The 15,698-nt window shown below is 39.2% G+C and carries 17 protein-coding genes; 2 read left to right on the forward strand and 15 right to left on the reverse strand.

Features of this window, described 5'->3' with window-relative positions:
- Nucleotides 1–492: 492 nt before the first annotated feature.
- A complete protein-coding gene (locus tag KIH23_RS08010) occupies nt 493–1,728 on the reverse strand; it encodes an ABC transporter permease (RefSeq protein ID WP_213212867.1) in 1,236 nt (411 codons plus the stop codon).
- A 105-nt stretch (nt 1,729–1,833) separates the two neighbouring features.
- Between KIH23_RS08010 and KIH23_RS08015 the strand changes: the two genes are divergently transcribed.
- Nucleotides 1,834–3,147: an exo-beta-N-acetylmuramidase NamZ domain-containing protein gene (locus KIH23_RS08015; protein ID WP_410505130.1), complete on the forward strand. Its 1,314-nt coding sequence runs from the start codon at nt 1,834–1,836 to the stop codon at nt 3,145–3,147.
- On the opposite strand, the gene KIH23_RS08020 is transcribed toward KIH23_RS08015, so the two are convergent.
- Entirely contained in the window at nt 3,144–3,644 is a 501-nt protein-coding gene (locus KIH23_RS08020) for a YkgJ family cysteine cluster protein (protein WP_213212869.1), read from the reverse strand. The genes KIH23_RS08015 and KIH23_RS08020 overlap by 4 nt on opposite strands.
- 48 nt (nt 3,645–3,692) lie before the next feature.
- On the opposite strand from KIH23_RS08020, the gene KIH23_RS08025 reads away from it, so the two are divergent.
- A complete protein-coding gene (locus KIH23_RS08025) occupies nt 3,693–4,400 on the forward strand; it encodes a class I SAM-dependent methyltransferase (protein ID WP_213213104.1) in 708 nt (235 codons plus the stop codon).
- A gap of 59 nt (nt 4,401–4,459) precedes the next feature.
- On the opposite strand, the gene KIH23_RS08030 is transcribed toward KIH23_RS08025, so the two are convergent.
- From KIH23_RS08030 to KIH23_RS08090, 13 genes are all read right to left on the reverse strand, one after another.
- Complete coding sequence (locus KIH23_RS08030) at nt 4,460–5,695, reverse strand: M43 family zinc metalloprotease (RefSeq protein ID WP_213212871.1); 1,236 nt, start codon at nt 5,693–5,695, stop codon at nt 4,460–4,462.
- 126 nt (nt 5,696–5,821) lie between these two features.
- Complete coding sequence (locus KIH23_RS08035) at nt 5,822–6,874, reverse strand: acyltransferase family protein (RefSeq protein ID WP_213212873.1); 1,053 nt, start codon at nt 6,872–6,874, stop codon at nt 5,822–5,824.
- Nucleotides 6,875–6,967: 93 nt separating this feature from the next.
- Nucleotides 6,968–8,125, reverse strand: coding sequence for an aminotransferase class V-fold PLP-dependent enzyme (locus KIH23_RS08040; protein WP_249684857.1), 1,158 nt, complete (start codon nt 8,123–8,125; stop codon nt 6,968–6,970).
- Complete coding sequence (locus KIH23_RS08045; RefSeq protein ID WP_213212875.1) at nt 8,118–8,534, reverse strand: energy transducer TonB; 417 nt, start codon at nt 8,532–8,534, stop codon at nt 8,118–8,120. The genes KIH23_RS08040 and KIH23_RS08045 overlap by 8 nt, the downstream gene beginning before the upstream one ends.
- Before the next feature lies 1 nt (nt 8,535).
- Complete coding sequence (locus KIH23_RS08050) at nt 8,536–8,925, reverse strand: energy transducer TonB (protein WP_213212877.1); 390 nt, start codon at nt 8,923–8,925, stop codon at nt 8,536–8,538.
- A 2-nt stretch (nt 8,926–8,927) separates the two neighbouring features.
- Entirely contained in the window at nt 8,928–9,560 is a 633-nt protein-coding gene (locus KIH23_RS08055; RefSeq protein WP_213212879.1) for a 7-carboxy-7-deazaguanine synthase QueE, read from the reverse strand.
- A gap of 295 nt (nt 9,561–9,855) precedes the next feature.
- On the reverse strand, nt 9,856–11,532 hold the full coding sequence (locus KIH23_RS08060; protein ID WP_213212881.1) for a tetratricopeptide repeat protein: 1,677 nt from the start codon (nt 11,530–11,532) through the stop codon (nt 9,856–9,858).
- A gap of 17 nt (nt 11,533–11,549) precedes the next feature.
- Nucleotides 11,550–12,464 carry a PstS family phosphate ABC transporter substrate-binding protein gene (locus tag KIH23_RS08065; protein WP_213212882.1) on the reverse strand — a complete coding sequence of 305 codons (915 nt, stop codon included), beginning with the start codon at nt 12,462–12,464 and terminating at the stop codon, nt 11,550–11,552.
- On the reverse strand, nt 12,464–12,616 hold the full coding sequence (locus tag KIH23_RS08070; protein WP_317197029.1) for a hypothetical protein: 153 nt from the start codon (nt 12,614–12,616) through the stop codon (nt 12,464–12,466). The genes KIH23_RS08065 and KIH23_RS08070 overlap by 1 nt, the downstream gene beginning before the upstream one ends.
- A gap of 80 nt (nt 12,617–12,696) precedes the next feature.
- Nucleotides 12,697–13,488, reverse strand: coding sequence for an energy transducer TonB (locus tag KIH23_RS08075; protein ID WP_213212886.1), 792 nt, complete (start codon nt 13,486–13,488; stop codon nt 12,697–12,699).
- A gap of 21 nt (nt 13,489–13,509) precedes the next feature.
- Complete coding sequence (locus KIH23_RS08080; protein WP_213212888.1) at nt 13,510–14,100, reverse strand: ExbD/TolR family protein; 591 nt, start codon at nt 14,098–14,100, stop codon at nt 13,510–13,512.
- A 19-nt stretch (nt 14,101–14,119) separates the two neighbouring features.
- Nucleotides 14,120–14,728, reverse strand: a complete 609-nt coding sequence (locus KIH23_RS08085) for an ExbD/TolR family protein (RefSeq protein WP_213212890.1) — start codon at nt 14,726–14,728, stop codon at nt 14,120–14,122.
- A 35-nt stretch (nt 14,729–14,763) separates the two neighbouring features.
- Nucleotides 14,764–15,585 (reverse strand): MotA/TolQ/ExbB proton channel family protein, encoded by an 822-nt coding sequence (locus KIH23_RS08090; RefSeq protein WP_213212891.1) that lies wholly within the window; start codon nt 15,583–15,585, stop codon nt 14,764–14,766.
- Between the last annotated feature and the right edge of the window lie 113 nt (nt 15,586–15,698).

Raw genomic sequence — 15,698 nt, forward strand, 5'->3', positions numbered from 1 at the left:
AACGGCTGTCAATTCAATATGTCTATGAACTTGTTTATATTCCCGCTTCATTCTCAAAGCGGGTGCAAAAGTACAAACCTTTTTCTCTTATCCAAACTTTTTATTGAAAAAATTTAAAGGTTTTTTTTAACCAACTGAAAACCGGAAACTTAATCGGTAAAGTTTTTTTGAAGTTTTATTGCTCATCGGGCTTTGCTGTGAAATACACCTAAATGATAAACACAATTGCCCAACTTATAACGAACAATAACTTTTCTGGAAAAATTAAACGTTTTAACGAATAACAAGGCCTGCGTGAGATTTGATATTAAGAGGAGGAAGTCCGATGGACTTCAGGTATCTTTCAAAGTTTCATTTTTGATAAATGCTTGAATTGTATCAGTACGCGTGAGGGATTGAAGGAAAGTGCCGCGCACTGCGTAAAGCCCGACGGCGAGCGATTTAGTTTTACTGAAAAATCAAAACACAACGAGCCGGCACGCCCAAATAAACCTAATCAAACCGAATGGCTTTGACCGGTGAAATTTTGGTAATGATGTACGACGGAATTAAAAGCACCAGCAAACAAACGACCGTTGTGCCCAAATTGAGCGCCAACCAATAGCTGAAACTGAGCGATACCGGCGCAACGCTTACGTAATAATTTTCGGGATTGAGCTGAATGATGCCGGTGTATTGTTGAATGAGCACGAGCCCGACACCGAGCAGGTTGCCCCAAAATAATCCGCGGATGATGAGATAAAAGGCATTGTAGAGAAATATTTTGCGCACGCTCCAGTTGGCTGCTCCGAGCGATTTGAGAATGCCGATCATTTGGGTTCTTTCGAGAATGAGCACGAGCAAAGCTACGACCATATTGATGGTGGCCACGGCAATCATGACCACGAGAATTACGATGATGTTGAAGTCAAACAATTCGAGCCACTCAAATATAAAGTAGTATTTCTCGGCGATGGTTTGGCTGTCAAGTGTTGAGCTGATGTTTTCGTAGATTTCTTTTCCTTTGGTTTGAATGGCGGTGAAATCATCTAAGAAAACTTCAAACGCGCCGACTTGATCTGCCGTCCATTTATTGATGCGTTGCACATGACGGATATCACCCATTAAAAAAGAAGAATCAAACTCTTGCAAACCCGAATTGTAAATACCGACTATTTTAAAAACGCGCAAATTAGGCAATTGGTTTCCGCTTTCTTTCATGAAAAACGTATTGAACGTATCGCCCAGTTTGAGTTTGAGCCGTTGGGCTAAATATTCAGAAATGAGTACTTCATTGTTGAGCGCACCTGACAAGTTGGGCTTGCGGCCTTGAATGATATATTCGCCGATGTTTTTCCAACGGTAATCTTGGCCCACACCTTTGAAAACAATTCCTTCAAAAGCATCTGCCGTACGAATGATTCCGGCTTTGCTGGCCACCGCTTGTACATGACTAACTCCGCTGACTTTGGTAAACTTCGGATAAAAATCTTGATGAATCGACAACGGCATCACACTTACTTGCGATTGGTTGTCATCATAATTAGAAATGATGATATGACCGTTGAAAGCCGAAACTTTTTCGCGAATCTTTTGTTGTAAACCAATGCCGGTGGCCACCGATACAATCATCATCATCATTCCGATGGCAATGGCTGCAATGGCAATTTTTATAATTGGGGCAGAAATACTACTTTTACGCCCTTTATCGGTCACAAGCCGCTTGGCAATAAAATATTCGAGATTCAATCTGGTGTGTTTTGGCCCAAAAGTACAGCTTTAGATACGATTTACCGAATTTGGGGGGATTAATTCTGACGCATGATTTTGACATATAAAACAAAAAGCGGTATTTTGAGCAAACACCCACCGACGGTTTGGTTTGGGCTGATGACGCTTTTATTGATGGTCAGCGCTTGTAAAACGCCACAAGCTACCGTAGTGAATCCTTCGCTGCCACCTCGGGTTATGGTTAAAAGCAAAGTTACATCGACTAAATTTTTGACCGGCGCCGAAAATACCGAGAGTTATCTAAGCTTGTTGCGCAACAAAAAAGTAGGCGTACTCACCAATCCGAGTGGACAAATTACTTATGAATACCCTTATACTTATATAGATACGGTTAACCATATGCAACAATCGGGTATGAAATCAGAGACGATGCATATTGTTGATTATCTGACGCAAAAAACCAAAGTTGATTTGGTTAAAATCTTTGCGCCCGAACACGGTTTTCGCGGAGAAGGTGCCGATGGCGAATTGATTGTAGATGGCAAAGACACCAAAACAGGTATTCCGATCATTTCGTTATACGGCAACAGCAAAAAACCTTCTAAAGAACAATTGTCAGGTATTGAGGTATTGATTTTTGATTTGCAAGATGTTGGCGCACGTTTTTACACCTATATATCATCGTTGCATTATGTGATGGAAGCTTGCGCTGAAAACAACATTGAACTGATTATATTAGACCGGCCCAATCCGAATGGCGCTATAGTCGATGGACCCATTTTGGAAAAAGAATACAGCAGTTTTGTGGGGATGCACGAGATTCCGGTATTGCACGGCATGACCATTGGCGAATATGCGTTGATGATCAACGGTGAACGTTGGCTCAAAGACAGTTTGCAATGTCCGCTCAAGATTGTCCCATGCGAGAACTATCGCCGTGAAATGCCGTATAGTTTGCCGGTAAGGCCTTCGCCGAATTTGCCCAACGATCAAGCCATTAATTTGTATGCGAGTTTGTGTTTTTTTGAAGGAACCAACGTAAGCGTGGGCCGCGGAACCGATAAACAATTTCAGATATACGGCTCGCCTTTTTTGACCTCTTATCACTACAGTTTTACACCCAAACCCAATGCCGGTTCAAAAGAGCCGCCGCAAAACGGTAAAGAATGTTGTGGCGAAGATTTATCGCACATTCCTAAAATCAGTCATTTAGAACTCAAATGGCTCATTGATGCTTATCGAAATACCGAACAACCTGAGAAATTCTTTAACTCGTATTTTACCAAACTCGCGGGCAGCAAAAAACTGCAAAAACAAATTGAAGGCGGGATGTCTGAAGAAGAAATTCGCGCTACTTGGAAATCAGGCTTGAGTAAATTTAGAGAAATGCGCCAAAAGTATTTGATTTATCCGGACAGTTTCTTGAATACCAACTAAAGCGGCAAACGCTTTTTCATTTCTTCGACGATGTTGTACGCCGCAGGGCAAATAGCTACATTCTTGAGTGTTAAAGGTGCAATTTGATAAAACTTCTGACGATCGGTATGCGGAAATTCGCGGCAAGCTTTGGGGCGAACCTCGTAAATCATGCAATAATTTTCGGCATCGAGAAAAGTACACGGCACACTTTGCAACACATAATCATTGTCTTCGTCAATACGCAAATACTGCTCAATAAATTGTTGTGGTTTTAGTTTAAAATGCTTGGCAATACGTTCAATATCGGCTGAAGTAAAAAGCGGGCCGGTCGTTTTGCAACAATTGGCACATTGCAAACAATCGGTTTTGCGAAACTCTGCCGTGTGCAAATCTTGCATTAAGTAATCGAGATTTTTGGGCGGTTTCTTTTTGAGCTTATCGAAATACTTTTTGTTTTCGTTCTGCTTATCTTTGGCTAGCTTTTGAATATCGTTCAAGGATGGTTTTAACCCCATAATACAATTGATTGCGTCAAAAGTAAACAACTTAATACAAACTCTATGATAAAAGATTTGTTTGGCCAAGCCATCCTCGATTATCAAACCAATAATCAACCCGAAGACATTATCACCGAAACTTCAATTTCAGAAGCCGATCCGATGAGCGTGGCTTATTTGTTTCGGTCATTTTCAGAGATGCCCCAACTAGAACAAAAGGCTTTACAAATGGCGCGCGGAAAAGTCCTTGACATTGGTTGCGGCGCCGGAAGCCACAGTTTGTATTTACAAGAAAATAGCGCTTGTGAAGTTTTTCCCATCGATATTTCAGAACAGGCCATCAAAGCCTGCCAATTGCGCGGAATTCAAAATACGCGCGTAAGTGATGTCATGGCAATTGAAGGGGAACTATACGACACCTTATTACTGATGATGAACGGCATCGGAATTTTTGGCAAACTCAAAAACATGACTGCTTTTTTGCAAAAACTCAAATCATTGTTGGCGCCCGGCGGCCAGATGCTCATAGACAGTTCTGATATTATTTATATGTTTGACGAAGATGAAGATGGCGGAAAATGGATTCCGTCTATTGAATCGTATTATGGCGAGGTTGTTTTTAACATCACCTACAAAGGACAGCAAGAAGAACCTTTTGACTGGTTGTATGTTGATTACAACACTTTACAGAATGCCGCGCATGCGAATGGTTTGCAATGTGAATTGGTTGTAGAAGGCGAACATTTTGATTATTTAGCCAAACTTTGGATATAATTTGAACATAAAAAAACCGGAAGCGACAACTTCCGGTTTAGTTTTTATATCTAAGAAGATTATTTCTTGATGATTTTGTCTGATTTTACAAACTCGCCTTGGTTGTAAATACGCAAATAATATGTTCCGGAAGCCAATGACTCGATGTTGATTTCGTTGTTAAATTGAGTGAGTTTTTGGGTTTTAACCAATTGCCCTAAATCATTGTAGATTTCTACTTCATCAATCATGGTTTGTGGCGATGAAATCATGAAATATTTTGACGCTGGGTTCGGATAACAAGCAATGGCTTGAATCGCCTCAACTTCATTTAATCCTAAAGCAGCACAGCCATTTGAGGTAAGCAAACTCACGCGCGGGCCAGACAAAGTAGCTTGAACCACTGTTTTTTGTCCGTTAGAAAACATAGCCATACATGCATCGTCAACGTAATCCATATAATTCATGAACATTGAGCCATTAGTTGTGTTAGAGCAAGCATTGGCATTGGTAGGAAATGTTGGGCAATCATAATACTCTTGATAGGTAGCCGGAGTATCAGCAACGCCGTCATCGCCACTACATGCGCCATTACCCCACGGATGATCTAAACCAAAATAATGGCCAATTTCATGGGTAGCCGTACGCCCTTTGTTAAATGGAGCAACCGCAGTACCGGTTGTACCAAAAGCTGTGTAATTAATACACAAACCATCTTCGCCAACTGTTGGAGCATCACCTGGCAAATAGGCAAAGCCCAAAATAGTACTTCCTAAATTTCCTACCCAAATATTGAGGTATTTACTCGGATCCCAAGCCGGATCACCTGAAGTTTTATAATAATTGCTTTCCATGTTGAAATTTGAAGCAACTTGTTTTCTGACAATTCCTGTAGTTGAAGCTCCTGCCGGGGTTCGGGTTGCTTTACAGAATAAAATTTCCATATCGGCTGCCATTGGGCGAAAAACTGCCGGAACCACCGCAGTAAAATCAGTATTGAGTTTTCGGTAATCTTTGTTGAGCACGTCTAATTGTGTTTGAATCTGTGCATCGGTTACGTTTTGCGAACTGTTGGCATACAAAACATGAAATACTACCGGAATAGTTACAACCGTAGCCGGTTGATTAACACCTCTGTTAAAAACTGCTCTAGGTGTTTCGGGATTGCGGATATAATCTATCATTTCACGGTGCTTTTCAGCAAAGGCCGGATCGGCTTCAAGACGTGCGCGCAATTTGTCCATCGTCGCACATTTGCGTTGTGCAACAGCCGTGAGTGACAAAAGAGCCATTAGTAGGGTAATTTGCTTTTTCATAATAAATGGTTGGTTTTACTCGGCAATATTACAAACAATAATTCAAACTGTTATATGCTTTTTTAATATTTAATCCCACCCTTTTTGATGTTCATAAAGCTGAATTTCAACAAGAAAGCTCATGAACTAATGTTCGAAGTATCGTTTTAAAGATAAAAATCGCTTTTCATAAAAATGCCAAGACAAGGCCGAAACAGCAACTGAGACAACTGAAACCATAATAAAATCAATCAAACTATTGCCCGGTGTTACATAATGCTCAAAAAACATTAAGACCAAGACATGCCAAACATATAAGCCATAACTTATTTTGCCCAAATATTGCATAACCGAATGATTTAAAAAACGGTTCATCAAGTGATTTGAAGTGGTTGTAATGGCATATCCGATAAGACCAAAATAAAGTAATCCGTAAGCTAAGTGTTTGGTGACATTCATCATGAGTTCAGAGCCTCTACTACAAATTCCTATGCTCAATATGCCCAGAAACATCAATCCTAAAAAAGTTTTATCTCGACCCGCTTTTTCAAGCCATCCACGACTTTCTAATATTGCAAGAATACAACCCATCGAAAGCTGATCTAAACGGGTAAAAGTAAATACATTTATATCCATACCGCGACTAAACATCAGCCAACGCAAAGCTGCTGCCATAGCTATAAATCCGATGGAAACGGCGAGTAATTTTTCTTGGTATTTTCCCCGGCAAGCATAAACAACTGCCGGCCAAATAAGGTAAAAATGTTCTTCGACCGCCAAAGACCAATAATGACCAGGGCCTTGGCTCGGCCAATTAAAGGTTCGAGCAAAATTCTGTAGGTAAGCAAAATGATACCAACTTTCAGAAATCGGCGGAAAAGTGCTTACCCAATGCAACAAAGCCGGAATAAATACATAACAACAAAGCGCTAAGTAATAAAGCGGAAAAATGCGCAATGTTCTTCGACCGTAGAAATTAATAAAATACCGCGGGCTATTGACTGATTGCAATAAAATTCGGGTAATGACAAAACCCGAGAGTACAAAAAAAAGTGAAACCCCAGAATTACCTTGTTGTGCCAAGGCGAATAAGCTTGACAAGCCACCTAGTCGTTCAAGTGTAAAGAAATGCGCTATAACAACTCCAAACGCTGCAATAGCTCTAAATCCGTCAAGGTTATGGTAATATTTAAGCTTCATCTGAGGTATGATTTAATCATCAAAATCGAGTCAATTATCTTTACAATGATACAAACTAAATTGAGATTTTTATGAAGTCATTGCCAGAAATAACTACTGAAGTAAATCTGTAGTTGCCTGTATTTGAATCAAAGCGTTTTTCAAAATCTCTAAATCGCGCTCGTCATTGTAGGCGTTTAATGAAATTCGAAGAAAAATACCGTGGTCAATTTGCATCACGGGAATCTCAATTTTATATTGGTTGTAGAGCATTTCTTTGAGTTCAAAAGGCTTTTGGGTTTTGATGGGAATACTACACATCTGCCCAAAAAATTCTGAAGTTACCTGACAAATAGGTTCAGAACCAAGCAACGCACAAAAATCAGCGTAAACATCTATAATGATCTGTTTGCATTTTTGAGCATGTTCGGGCCAATTATTCTCTTCTAAAAATTGAATCGCTGTCGGTGCCGTCAAAAAAGCAGCTATATCACGAGTTCCTTGTTGTTCGTGGTAATCCAGAAAACGACTTGCTCCGGGCGAAACACTGTCATAGCCCCAACTCACCACTAAGGGATCAAGGCTGTCTTGAAGTTTTTTTCGGACGTATAAAAACGAACAGCCTTTGGGTGCTAGCATCCATTTGTGCAAAGTTCCGGTATAATAATCCGGATTGAGTTCTGAAAGATTTAAATCAATATGCCCCGGAACATGCGCTCCGTCAATGATGGTGATTAATCCTAAAGCTCTGGCTTTTTCACAAATTTCTTTAACCGGAAAAATCAGAGCAGTAGCACTCGATATTTGGTTGAGAAAAACAATTTTGGTTTTGGATGTATAGCCGCTCCAGAATTGTTCTAAGATTTGTTCTTTTGAAGTAATGGGTAAAGAAATATTTTGGCGAATATATTGAGCTCCCGATTGGCGAGCATAGTAGTTCCAGGTTCTATCCATCGCGCCATATTCGTGGTTGGTGGTGAGGATTTCATCGCCGGGTTGCAACTTGATACTGCGCATGACCGTATTGATGGCCGTGGTTGGATTGGGCGTAAAAAAGAAATCCTCAGGCGCGCAATGAATATATTCAGCCAATGCCTTTTTGGATGTTTTTAAATAACCCGGCAACTCTTTTTGAAGAAAACGAACCGGTTGCTTTTCTAGTTCACTTTGCCAATATTGATAGTTCTCAAAAATAGGTTTTGGACAAGCGCCGAACGATCCGTGGTTGAGAAAAGTGATTTCAGGATCGAGATAAAATTGTGATTTAATCATGTTTACCTATGTAAATTCCGATGGGAAGTATGTAATGAACCCGCACGCGTTTGCCTTCTTTACGACCCGCTATCCAACGTGGGGATTCTTTGACGATTTGAAGTGCTTGCTCACCTACACCAAAACCAATATCTCTGTAAACACTGAGGTCTGTGAGCGTTCCATCGGGTTCTACTATAAATGAAATAAAGACTTTACCAATCAAATCCGGAACTTCGGGCTTTTTAAATTTGCTGTTGAAATAGTCGTAAAAACGATCTGTTCCACCCGGAAATTCTGGCGGTTGTTCTACCTCTTTGAGCTCTAAAACGGGTGCTTCAGGTGCAGTTGTTTCATCTTGTGCCTTGACCAAATGGGTTGTCAAAAGCAATAAGATGCAACACAACTGAATACCCATTGTCTTTTTCATATCAGCGACTTGTAAAGTTCATTGGATATTTAATTTCAATACTGACTGGTTTGCCACCGCGTTTGGCCGGTTCCCATTTAGGAGACAAATTCAAAACGCGCATAAATTCAACGCCTGAATCAACATCAATCATTTTGAGGATTTTTACTTTTTTGACAGAGCCGTCAGTTTCTATGGTAAAAGAAGCCAGCATTGAACCCGCTTTTTTGACTTTGGTATAATCAAAATTACTGCGGACAAATTCTTGAAACTTTTCTAATCCGCCACCTTGGAATTTGGCTTGAACAAGCTCACCACCATTGAGGTAAACTTCATCTTCACCACCAAGTTGAGCAAAAGAAATAGAGGAAACAAAACAAATGAGAGTTAAAAAAAGATTCTTGGCTTTCATAACTATGGAATGTTTAAATATTTATGGGTTTGCAACGACACGCGCCATTTTGGGTTGTTCATGACATAGTCAACAATAAGCGGAGTCATTTCGTCTTTTTTGCTCCATTCGGGTTGCAGAAATAGGATGGCGTTCGGATTGGTTTTTGAAGCTTGCTCTTCGGCAAAAATAAAATCGTGCTTGTTGTATATGATGACTTTTAATTCATCGGCACGATCATAAGCTTCTTGAACCGGTAGTTTGTTTTTTTTGGGTGACAGACAAAACCAATCCCAAGTGCCAGTAATTGGATAAGCACCAGAAGTTTCTATGTGCACTTTGAGTTGTTTATCGTGAAGCAATTGCGTGAGCGGAAGCATATCCCAGGTGAGTGGTTCGCCACCGGTAATCACAACGGTATCGGCATATTTTTGAGCATTGAGCGCAATAGGTTCAATAGATGTTGGCGGATGTAACTCGGCGTTCCAGCTTTCTTTGACATCGCACCAATGACAACCTACATCACAGCCGCCAATGCGGATGAAATAGGCAGCAGTTCCGGTGTGGAAGCCTTCGCCTTGAATGGTGTAAAACTCTTCCATGAGCGGAAGCATGGTGCCTTTTTCAACGGCTATTTGGGATTCTTTTGCTAACATGGGGCAAAGATAGGAAAAACCGCTTTGCATCAAGCTCCGCAAAGACAAAACGCGAAAAACAATCTGGCAGCATGTAAAGTTATGCTGACGAGCCGCTTTCTAGCCCTGATAGCAGTGAAAAGCCTTTGCTGACGGACGGTTTGTTTTTGCCGACTGGCCAGAGCGACCAGCGGAAGCTTTGGCCAGCCGATACAAAAAGACCGTACGACCAAAAGCTTGAAACGCATAGCAGGAAAAAGCTACGCATAAAAAAACCGACAGCTTTGGGCCATCGGTTTTTAAAGGTTGTTTAGATTTATTTTTTACCGCTTCCTAAAGATTTTAATGATTCTGTTGCGTAGGTGTTGGCTGGGTCAAGCGCTAGCGTTTTATTGAAATACTCTTTGGCTTTGGCTACATCGGTATTGGCATAACTTGCTGCAATGTTGTTGTAGCTTTCGATGAATTTAGCCTTGTTTTTGGTTACTTCATCGGGGCCTTTTTCAGTTACTACTCTGAGGTAATCTTCGTAGTATTTGATGATCATTTCTTCGTTTTCGAGCAAGCGATTGGCACGCGCTCTAAAAATATAAGCATCTTGAGTGGTTGGTGAAGCTTCTATAACTCTTCCGAAAGCAGCATCGGCTTTTTGCAATTCAATCGGATCTGGTTTTACGACGTCTTTTCGAGTATTGTTGTAATACAATGAGTTGCCAAGGTAAAAGTTGTCTAGTAAATAATTTTTTGAGTTGATATTGCTTGTGGCAATTTCATAAATTACAGATGCTTCTTTGAACAATTTTTGCTCGTAGAATTTTTTGCCTACTTCGCTTAAATCATTGGTCATGTTGATTTCCATTTCAACTGATTTTTTGATATCGGCCACTCCGGCATTGAACATGTTTTGATCAAGGGTTTTGGTTTCAAGGTTATTGGCTTTTCTGAGTTTAGCCAAACCTAAATACAAATGATCACGAGCAATGATTTTGTTGCTTGGGTTACCGATAAAATCTTGTAATGATTTAATGGCTACATCAACATTTCCGTTTTCGTATGCAGAATAACCTAAATAACGTAAGATTCTTGGGTTAACTTTATCTAGCTCTTTCATTTTATTGGCCTCAACTTCAAGCGCTTTGTAATCTTTTGCTAAAATCAAGAAATCGGCATGACGCATTCTTGAAGTAAGTGAGTAATCAGTCATACTCATGTACTTTTCATAATAGCTCAAGGCTTTTTGAATGTATTCGTTGTATTTTTTGGGTTCGTTGTTGCCCCAGTAATAATAGGTTTCGGCCAACTCGCGGTAAACCGGACCATAATTGGCATCGGCAGCAATTACATTATCAAAAGCTCTGACAGCCTCAGTATATGACTTGGCTCCTTTGAGTAAAACACCTAATTGCATTTTGGCACGAATTAAGGTTGGGTCAGTTTGAAAAGCATTGCGATAAGCCGCATAAGCTTCGTTTTGGTTTTTCTCACCGTAGTAAGCATCGCCTAAAGCCATTTGTGTCAATGCATCGCTTGGATTGATCGCTTTGGCTTTGTTGAGATATTCTAAAGCCGTTTTATAATCGTGTTTGTCACTGTTCATGTAGGCTTTAGCAACATAGATGTATTCTTCTATGTCTTTCTTTTTCATGTCTTTGGTAGCCGAATCAAAATTGGTTTTGGCAGCAGCTGGATTGTTGTTGTCTAAATCGATTTGACCTAAACCGATGTAATTTAAACGACCACCATCAGTGGCTGTAAGGCCTTTTTGAAAATATATTTTGGCAGAATCTTCGATGTTTTGTTTTAGGTATACATTTCCTAAAAAGAAGGCAGCTTTACCATTGGCAGGTTTGGCTTGGATAATAGATTTGAGCATTGATTTTGCCTTTTCATACTGTTCTGCATCCATCGCTTTTTTGGCTTGCTCAATATCTTGAGCTTGACTGATGGTAGCTGTTCCTAATAACAACAGGCTAAAAATCTTTAAAGTGTTCATGGTTGGTTATTTTAAATTTATTTACTTGGGTTTGTAATGGTTTTTCTTATTTGGATTTTTCTCGTCGGAAAAATGGCCGGAACCAATCCGGATTTTAATATAATTCTTTGACCTACATCGCTGGTTATAAAGTTTGAAAATCTGATTCCGAAACTTGTATTCCCTTGACAATTGGCGATAAACAAATCACGTGCCAGAGGATATTTGCCCGAGGCTATATTATCTTGACTTGGGTAATAATACTCTGTGTTTTTACTGCCTTTAACACGCAACACATTGATTTGGTTTAAATTGTCTTGAATTTCATTTGAGGGCTCAAAGATAAAATTAATTCCGACAACTCCTACCATTCCGGTGTTGTGCGCAACATAGTTAAAAACCTCATTGGGTGTGTTGAATGAAAAAACTCCTTTTTCAGGCATTTTGGTCAGACCCGCAAGTGCACAAAGCTGACGCGCTGTACTTGAATTGGGGTTGTCAAAAACCAATCCTTTGAAATGCCCAACGGCTTTTCCTTGCATCAATGCAACAATTTGTTGCATACTGATTAAAGTATCTTGACTAGACTTTTGGGTGATCAAAGCGATGGCATCTTTGGCAAAAGGTGTCATTTTGGGATGCATCTTTTTGGCATCAAAGAACTTGATTTCATCACTTGTTAAATCTCTAGGCAAGATGGCCATTTTTTTATAATCATTGGCTAATGATGAAATAACTTGAGCATCAGGCCGTACTTCTAAATTGATTTTCACAGGATAACGATCTTCAAAAATCATCACTAAATCTTCAACTATCGGCTGAAGCGTTTGATCGACTAATACTGTGGCTTGTTCTTTTTTAGAGTGAACTTGTTTGTTAACCTCAGTCTTTTTGCAATTGACCGCAATAAGGGTAATGCCTATTAAAACTGAAACAACGAATATTCTTTTCATTATTCTTCTTGATTAGATTTCATTAAACGCACAAAACGTATAAATGAGTATACGATGAGTAAAATTCCAAACGCCCAACGTGCATTAGCATTGAGTGAAATGGGCAATTTCTTTAAAAAAATAATCATGAGCCCTAAAACAAAATAAGACATAAAAAACAATATGCCTATAACGAGAAGAAATCGCTCTTTAAGCGATTTCTTCATGAAGTTTTTAGATATGTTTCTAAGCATTACTCAGCTCTGTTAACTGTAATTGGCAATGAATACAAAACCCTTACCTTTTTACCATTTTGTTCTCCTGGGTTCCAACGCGGACAAGACTTAAGAACGCGAACAGCTTCTTTACCTGTTCCGTAACCTGCATCACGAAGAACTTTTACATCGGTAAGTGAACCGTCTTTCTCAACCACAAACGTAACAAACACTTTTCCGCCAGGGAAATCTTCATCGTCTGGTGCTTGGAAATTCTTTCCTACAAATTTGTAGAATTTTTCAAGTCCACCCGGAAAATCAGGTTTTACCTCAATACCCGCCGTGTTGTAGATGTTGTTGTCTTCTTCAACTACTTCTTTCGGCCCATTACCCACAGGTTCAACCGTTAACTCAGCATCCGGATCACCTTTGATCGTTTCAGCGCCGATTTTTTTATCAACGATTTCTTTGATTTTAGGTGGTTCTTCAACTACTTCTTCTGCTTTAGCAACCACAGGCTTAACAAATTTTACCTGATCCACTTTTGGTGGCGGCGGTGGTGGTGGCGGAAGATTTTCTTTTGGTTTTTCTTTCGGTGGCAGTTTTACAGTCGTTATTTTTTGATCTAAAACTGCATCATCTGAACCATCTGGGAGCAAATTAGCCAACACAGGAATACTCACTAAAAAGGTAAAAATAATACCTCCAATAATGAGTGACCTCATGGTCGTTTTCCCGTTGTTTGCTCTAAGATAATATGCTCCGTATAATTTATTTCGTCCTTCAAAAACGATTTCAAGCCATTGATTTTTTAATAAATCTAATTTCATGTCTTTTCTTTTTTAATTAGATTAAGGATTAGGAGTTTCAGATGCTGCTGCAGCCGATCCGCCATTGATCAATTTGCTTTCTTCTGGAGTAAACTCATTCACAATAGCATAAGTTGGCACATTGACAATCGCCATTTCATCAAGAATATCAACCAAATTGCGATATTTTGATTTTTTGCTTGGTTTAATGATTACAATCATTCCTTTGTCTTTGTTTCCGGTATATTGAAGTACTTTTTCTTTACGATCAAGCAATTCTTTTCGGATACCATCTTTACCATAAGCGAAGTCTTTAGGCGCTCCTCCAGAAACAGGAGTAGCTAACAAACCTACATATCGAACCAATTTGTTATTTTCACCCAACAATATAGTCATGGTACGATTTTCATCTACCTTAACATCTTTGTTGTTATCCTTGTCTGGGTCTTTATCAGGCAAACCCAAATTCATCGATTGGGGTTTAGACAACGTAGTAGTAAGCATGAAGAAAGTAATCAGCAAGAAAGCCAAATCTACCATCGCTGTTAAATCAACTTTAGAGTTTTGCTTTTTACTTCTGACTTTGCCACTGCCTTTTTTACCACCGCCGTCGCCGGTATTTAATTCAGCCATCTAATATATTTTTATAAAATTATTTTTCTTTTCCTCTCAAACCAGTAACCAAACTAAAGCTATTGATTTTTTGGTCTTGTAAAATATCCATGACTCTTTTGATGATGGGATATTCTTCTTTAGCATCACCTTTAATAGCGAGTTCCAACTCTTTGTCGTGCAACTCTATATTGGCAATACGAGCATTCTGAACCCACTCAGCCAATTGATTATCTAAAGAATCTTTAGGAATTCCGGGTTGTTGAACATTCTTTCTATCAGCAGGCTTCATATCTAAAATTTGTTTGAGATTTTGAACCGGAACGCCGAAACTTTCCATAATCGCAAACTTATTTTGATCTTCCTCAGAAAACTTAACGCCGTATTTGTTGCCCATGAGTTCAAGTGTTCTTACACGAACATCTTTTCCTTTGACATCAAAAAATACTTTACCGTTACCCACTGTCAAAGTAGCCAAATCTTTCTCTGGCAACTTCGTCTGAACAGTTGATGCAGGCGTATCTACAGGCATTACTTCAGGAACTTTAGCAGTAGCAGTCAAAATAAAGAACGTAAGCAAAAGGAATGCAACGTCACACATCGCCGTCATATCGGTAGATGTTGACTTCTTTTTCATTTTTATTGCCATAGTCTATATATTATTATTGATAAATAAATATCAAATTATTGTTTTAAGCTACCTCTAAAGTGTCTGTATGTGTTTACAATGGTTGTACCTGCCTCATCAATAGAGTAAGTCAAAGTATCAATTTTGGAAGTAAAGAAGTTGTAAGCGATGATCGCCAAAGCTGAAGTTGAGATACCAGTAGCTGTGTTGATCAAAGCCTCAGAAATACCATTTGCTAATTCAGCAGAATCTGCTCCGCCACCACCAGCTAATCCGGCAAACGCTTTAATCATACCTGTTACCGTTCCTAACAATCCGGCAAGTGTTCCTAAAGAAACCAAAGTTGACAAAATAGTCATGTGTTGCTCCAACATTGGCATTTCAAGCGAAGTAGCTTCTTCAATTTCTTTGTGGATAGTCTCAGCAGCTTCTTCACTGTTGAATCCTTCTTTTTTAACGTCTTGGTATTTAACTAAAGCTGAACGAATAGCGTTAGCTACTGAACCTTGTTGTTTGTCACAAGCTGCTAAGGCTCCGTCAATATCACCTTTAGTTACACTAGCTTGGATAGATTTCATGAATTGATCCAAGTTTCCTTTTCCTGTTGCTTTAGTGATTACAAAATATCTCTCAATTGAAAAAACAACCACCATTAATAACAATCCCATCAAAACAGGAACAATTGGACCTCCTTTGTAAACCATTGCTAAATAATTTCCTTTAAGTGGAGCTCCAGTGTTTACGCCTCCTTCAAAGTTAGAACCAGCACCCATGATGAAATTCCAAACAAGAACTCCTACAAAAATACAAGCTACAATTACGATTCCAGAGAACATTCCTCCTAAATTTGAACCACCTTCTTTTTTAACGTTTGCCATTTTTTTAAATTTTAAATGATTTATTAGTTTTAGTTGTAAATAAATTTTGAATAGCAGCAAATTTAATTTTTTAGTTCTAATAAAAAAACTTTTTTTAATTTAATTGAAATTTA

Source organism: Flavobacterium sp. CYK-55, assembly GCF_018413465.1.
Classification (GTDB): domain Bacteria; phylum Bacteroidota; class Bacteroidia; order Flavobacteriales; family Flavobacteriaceae; genus Flavobacterium.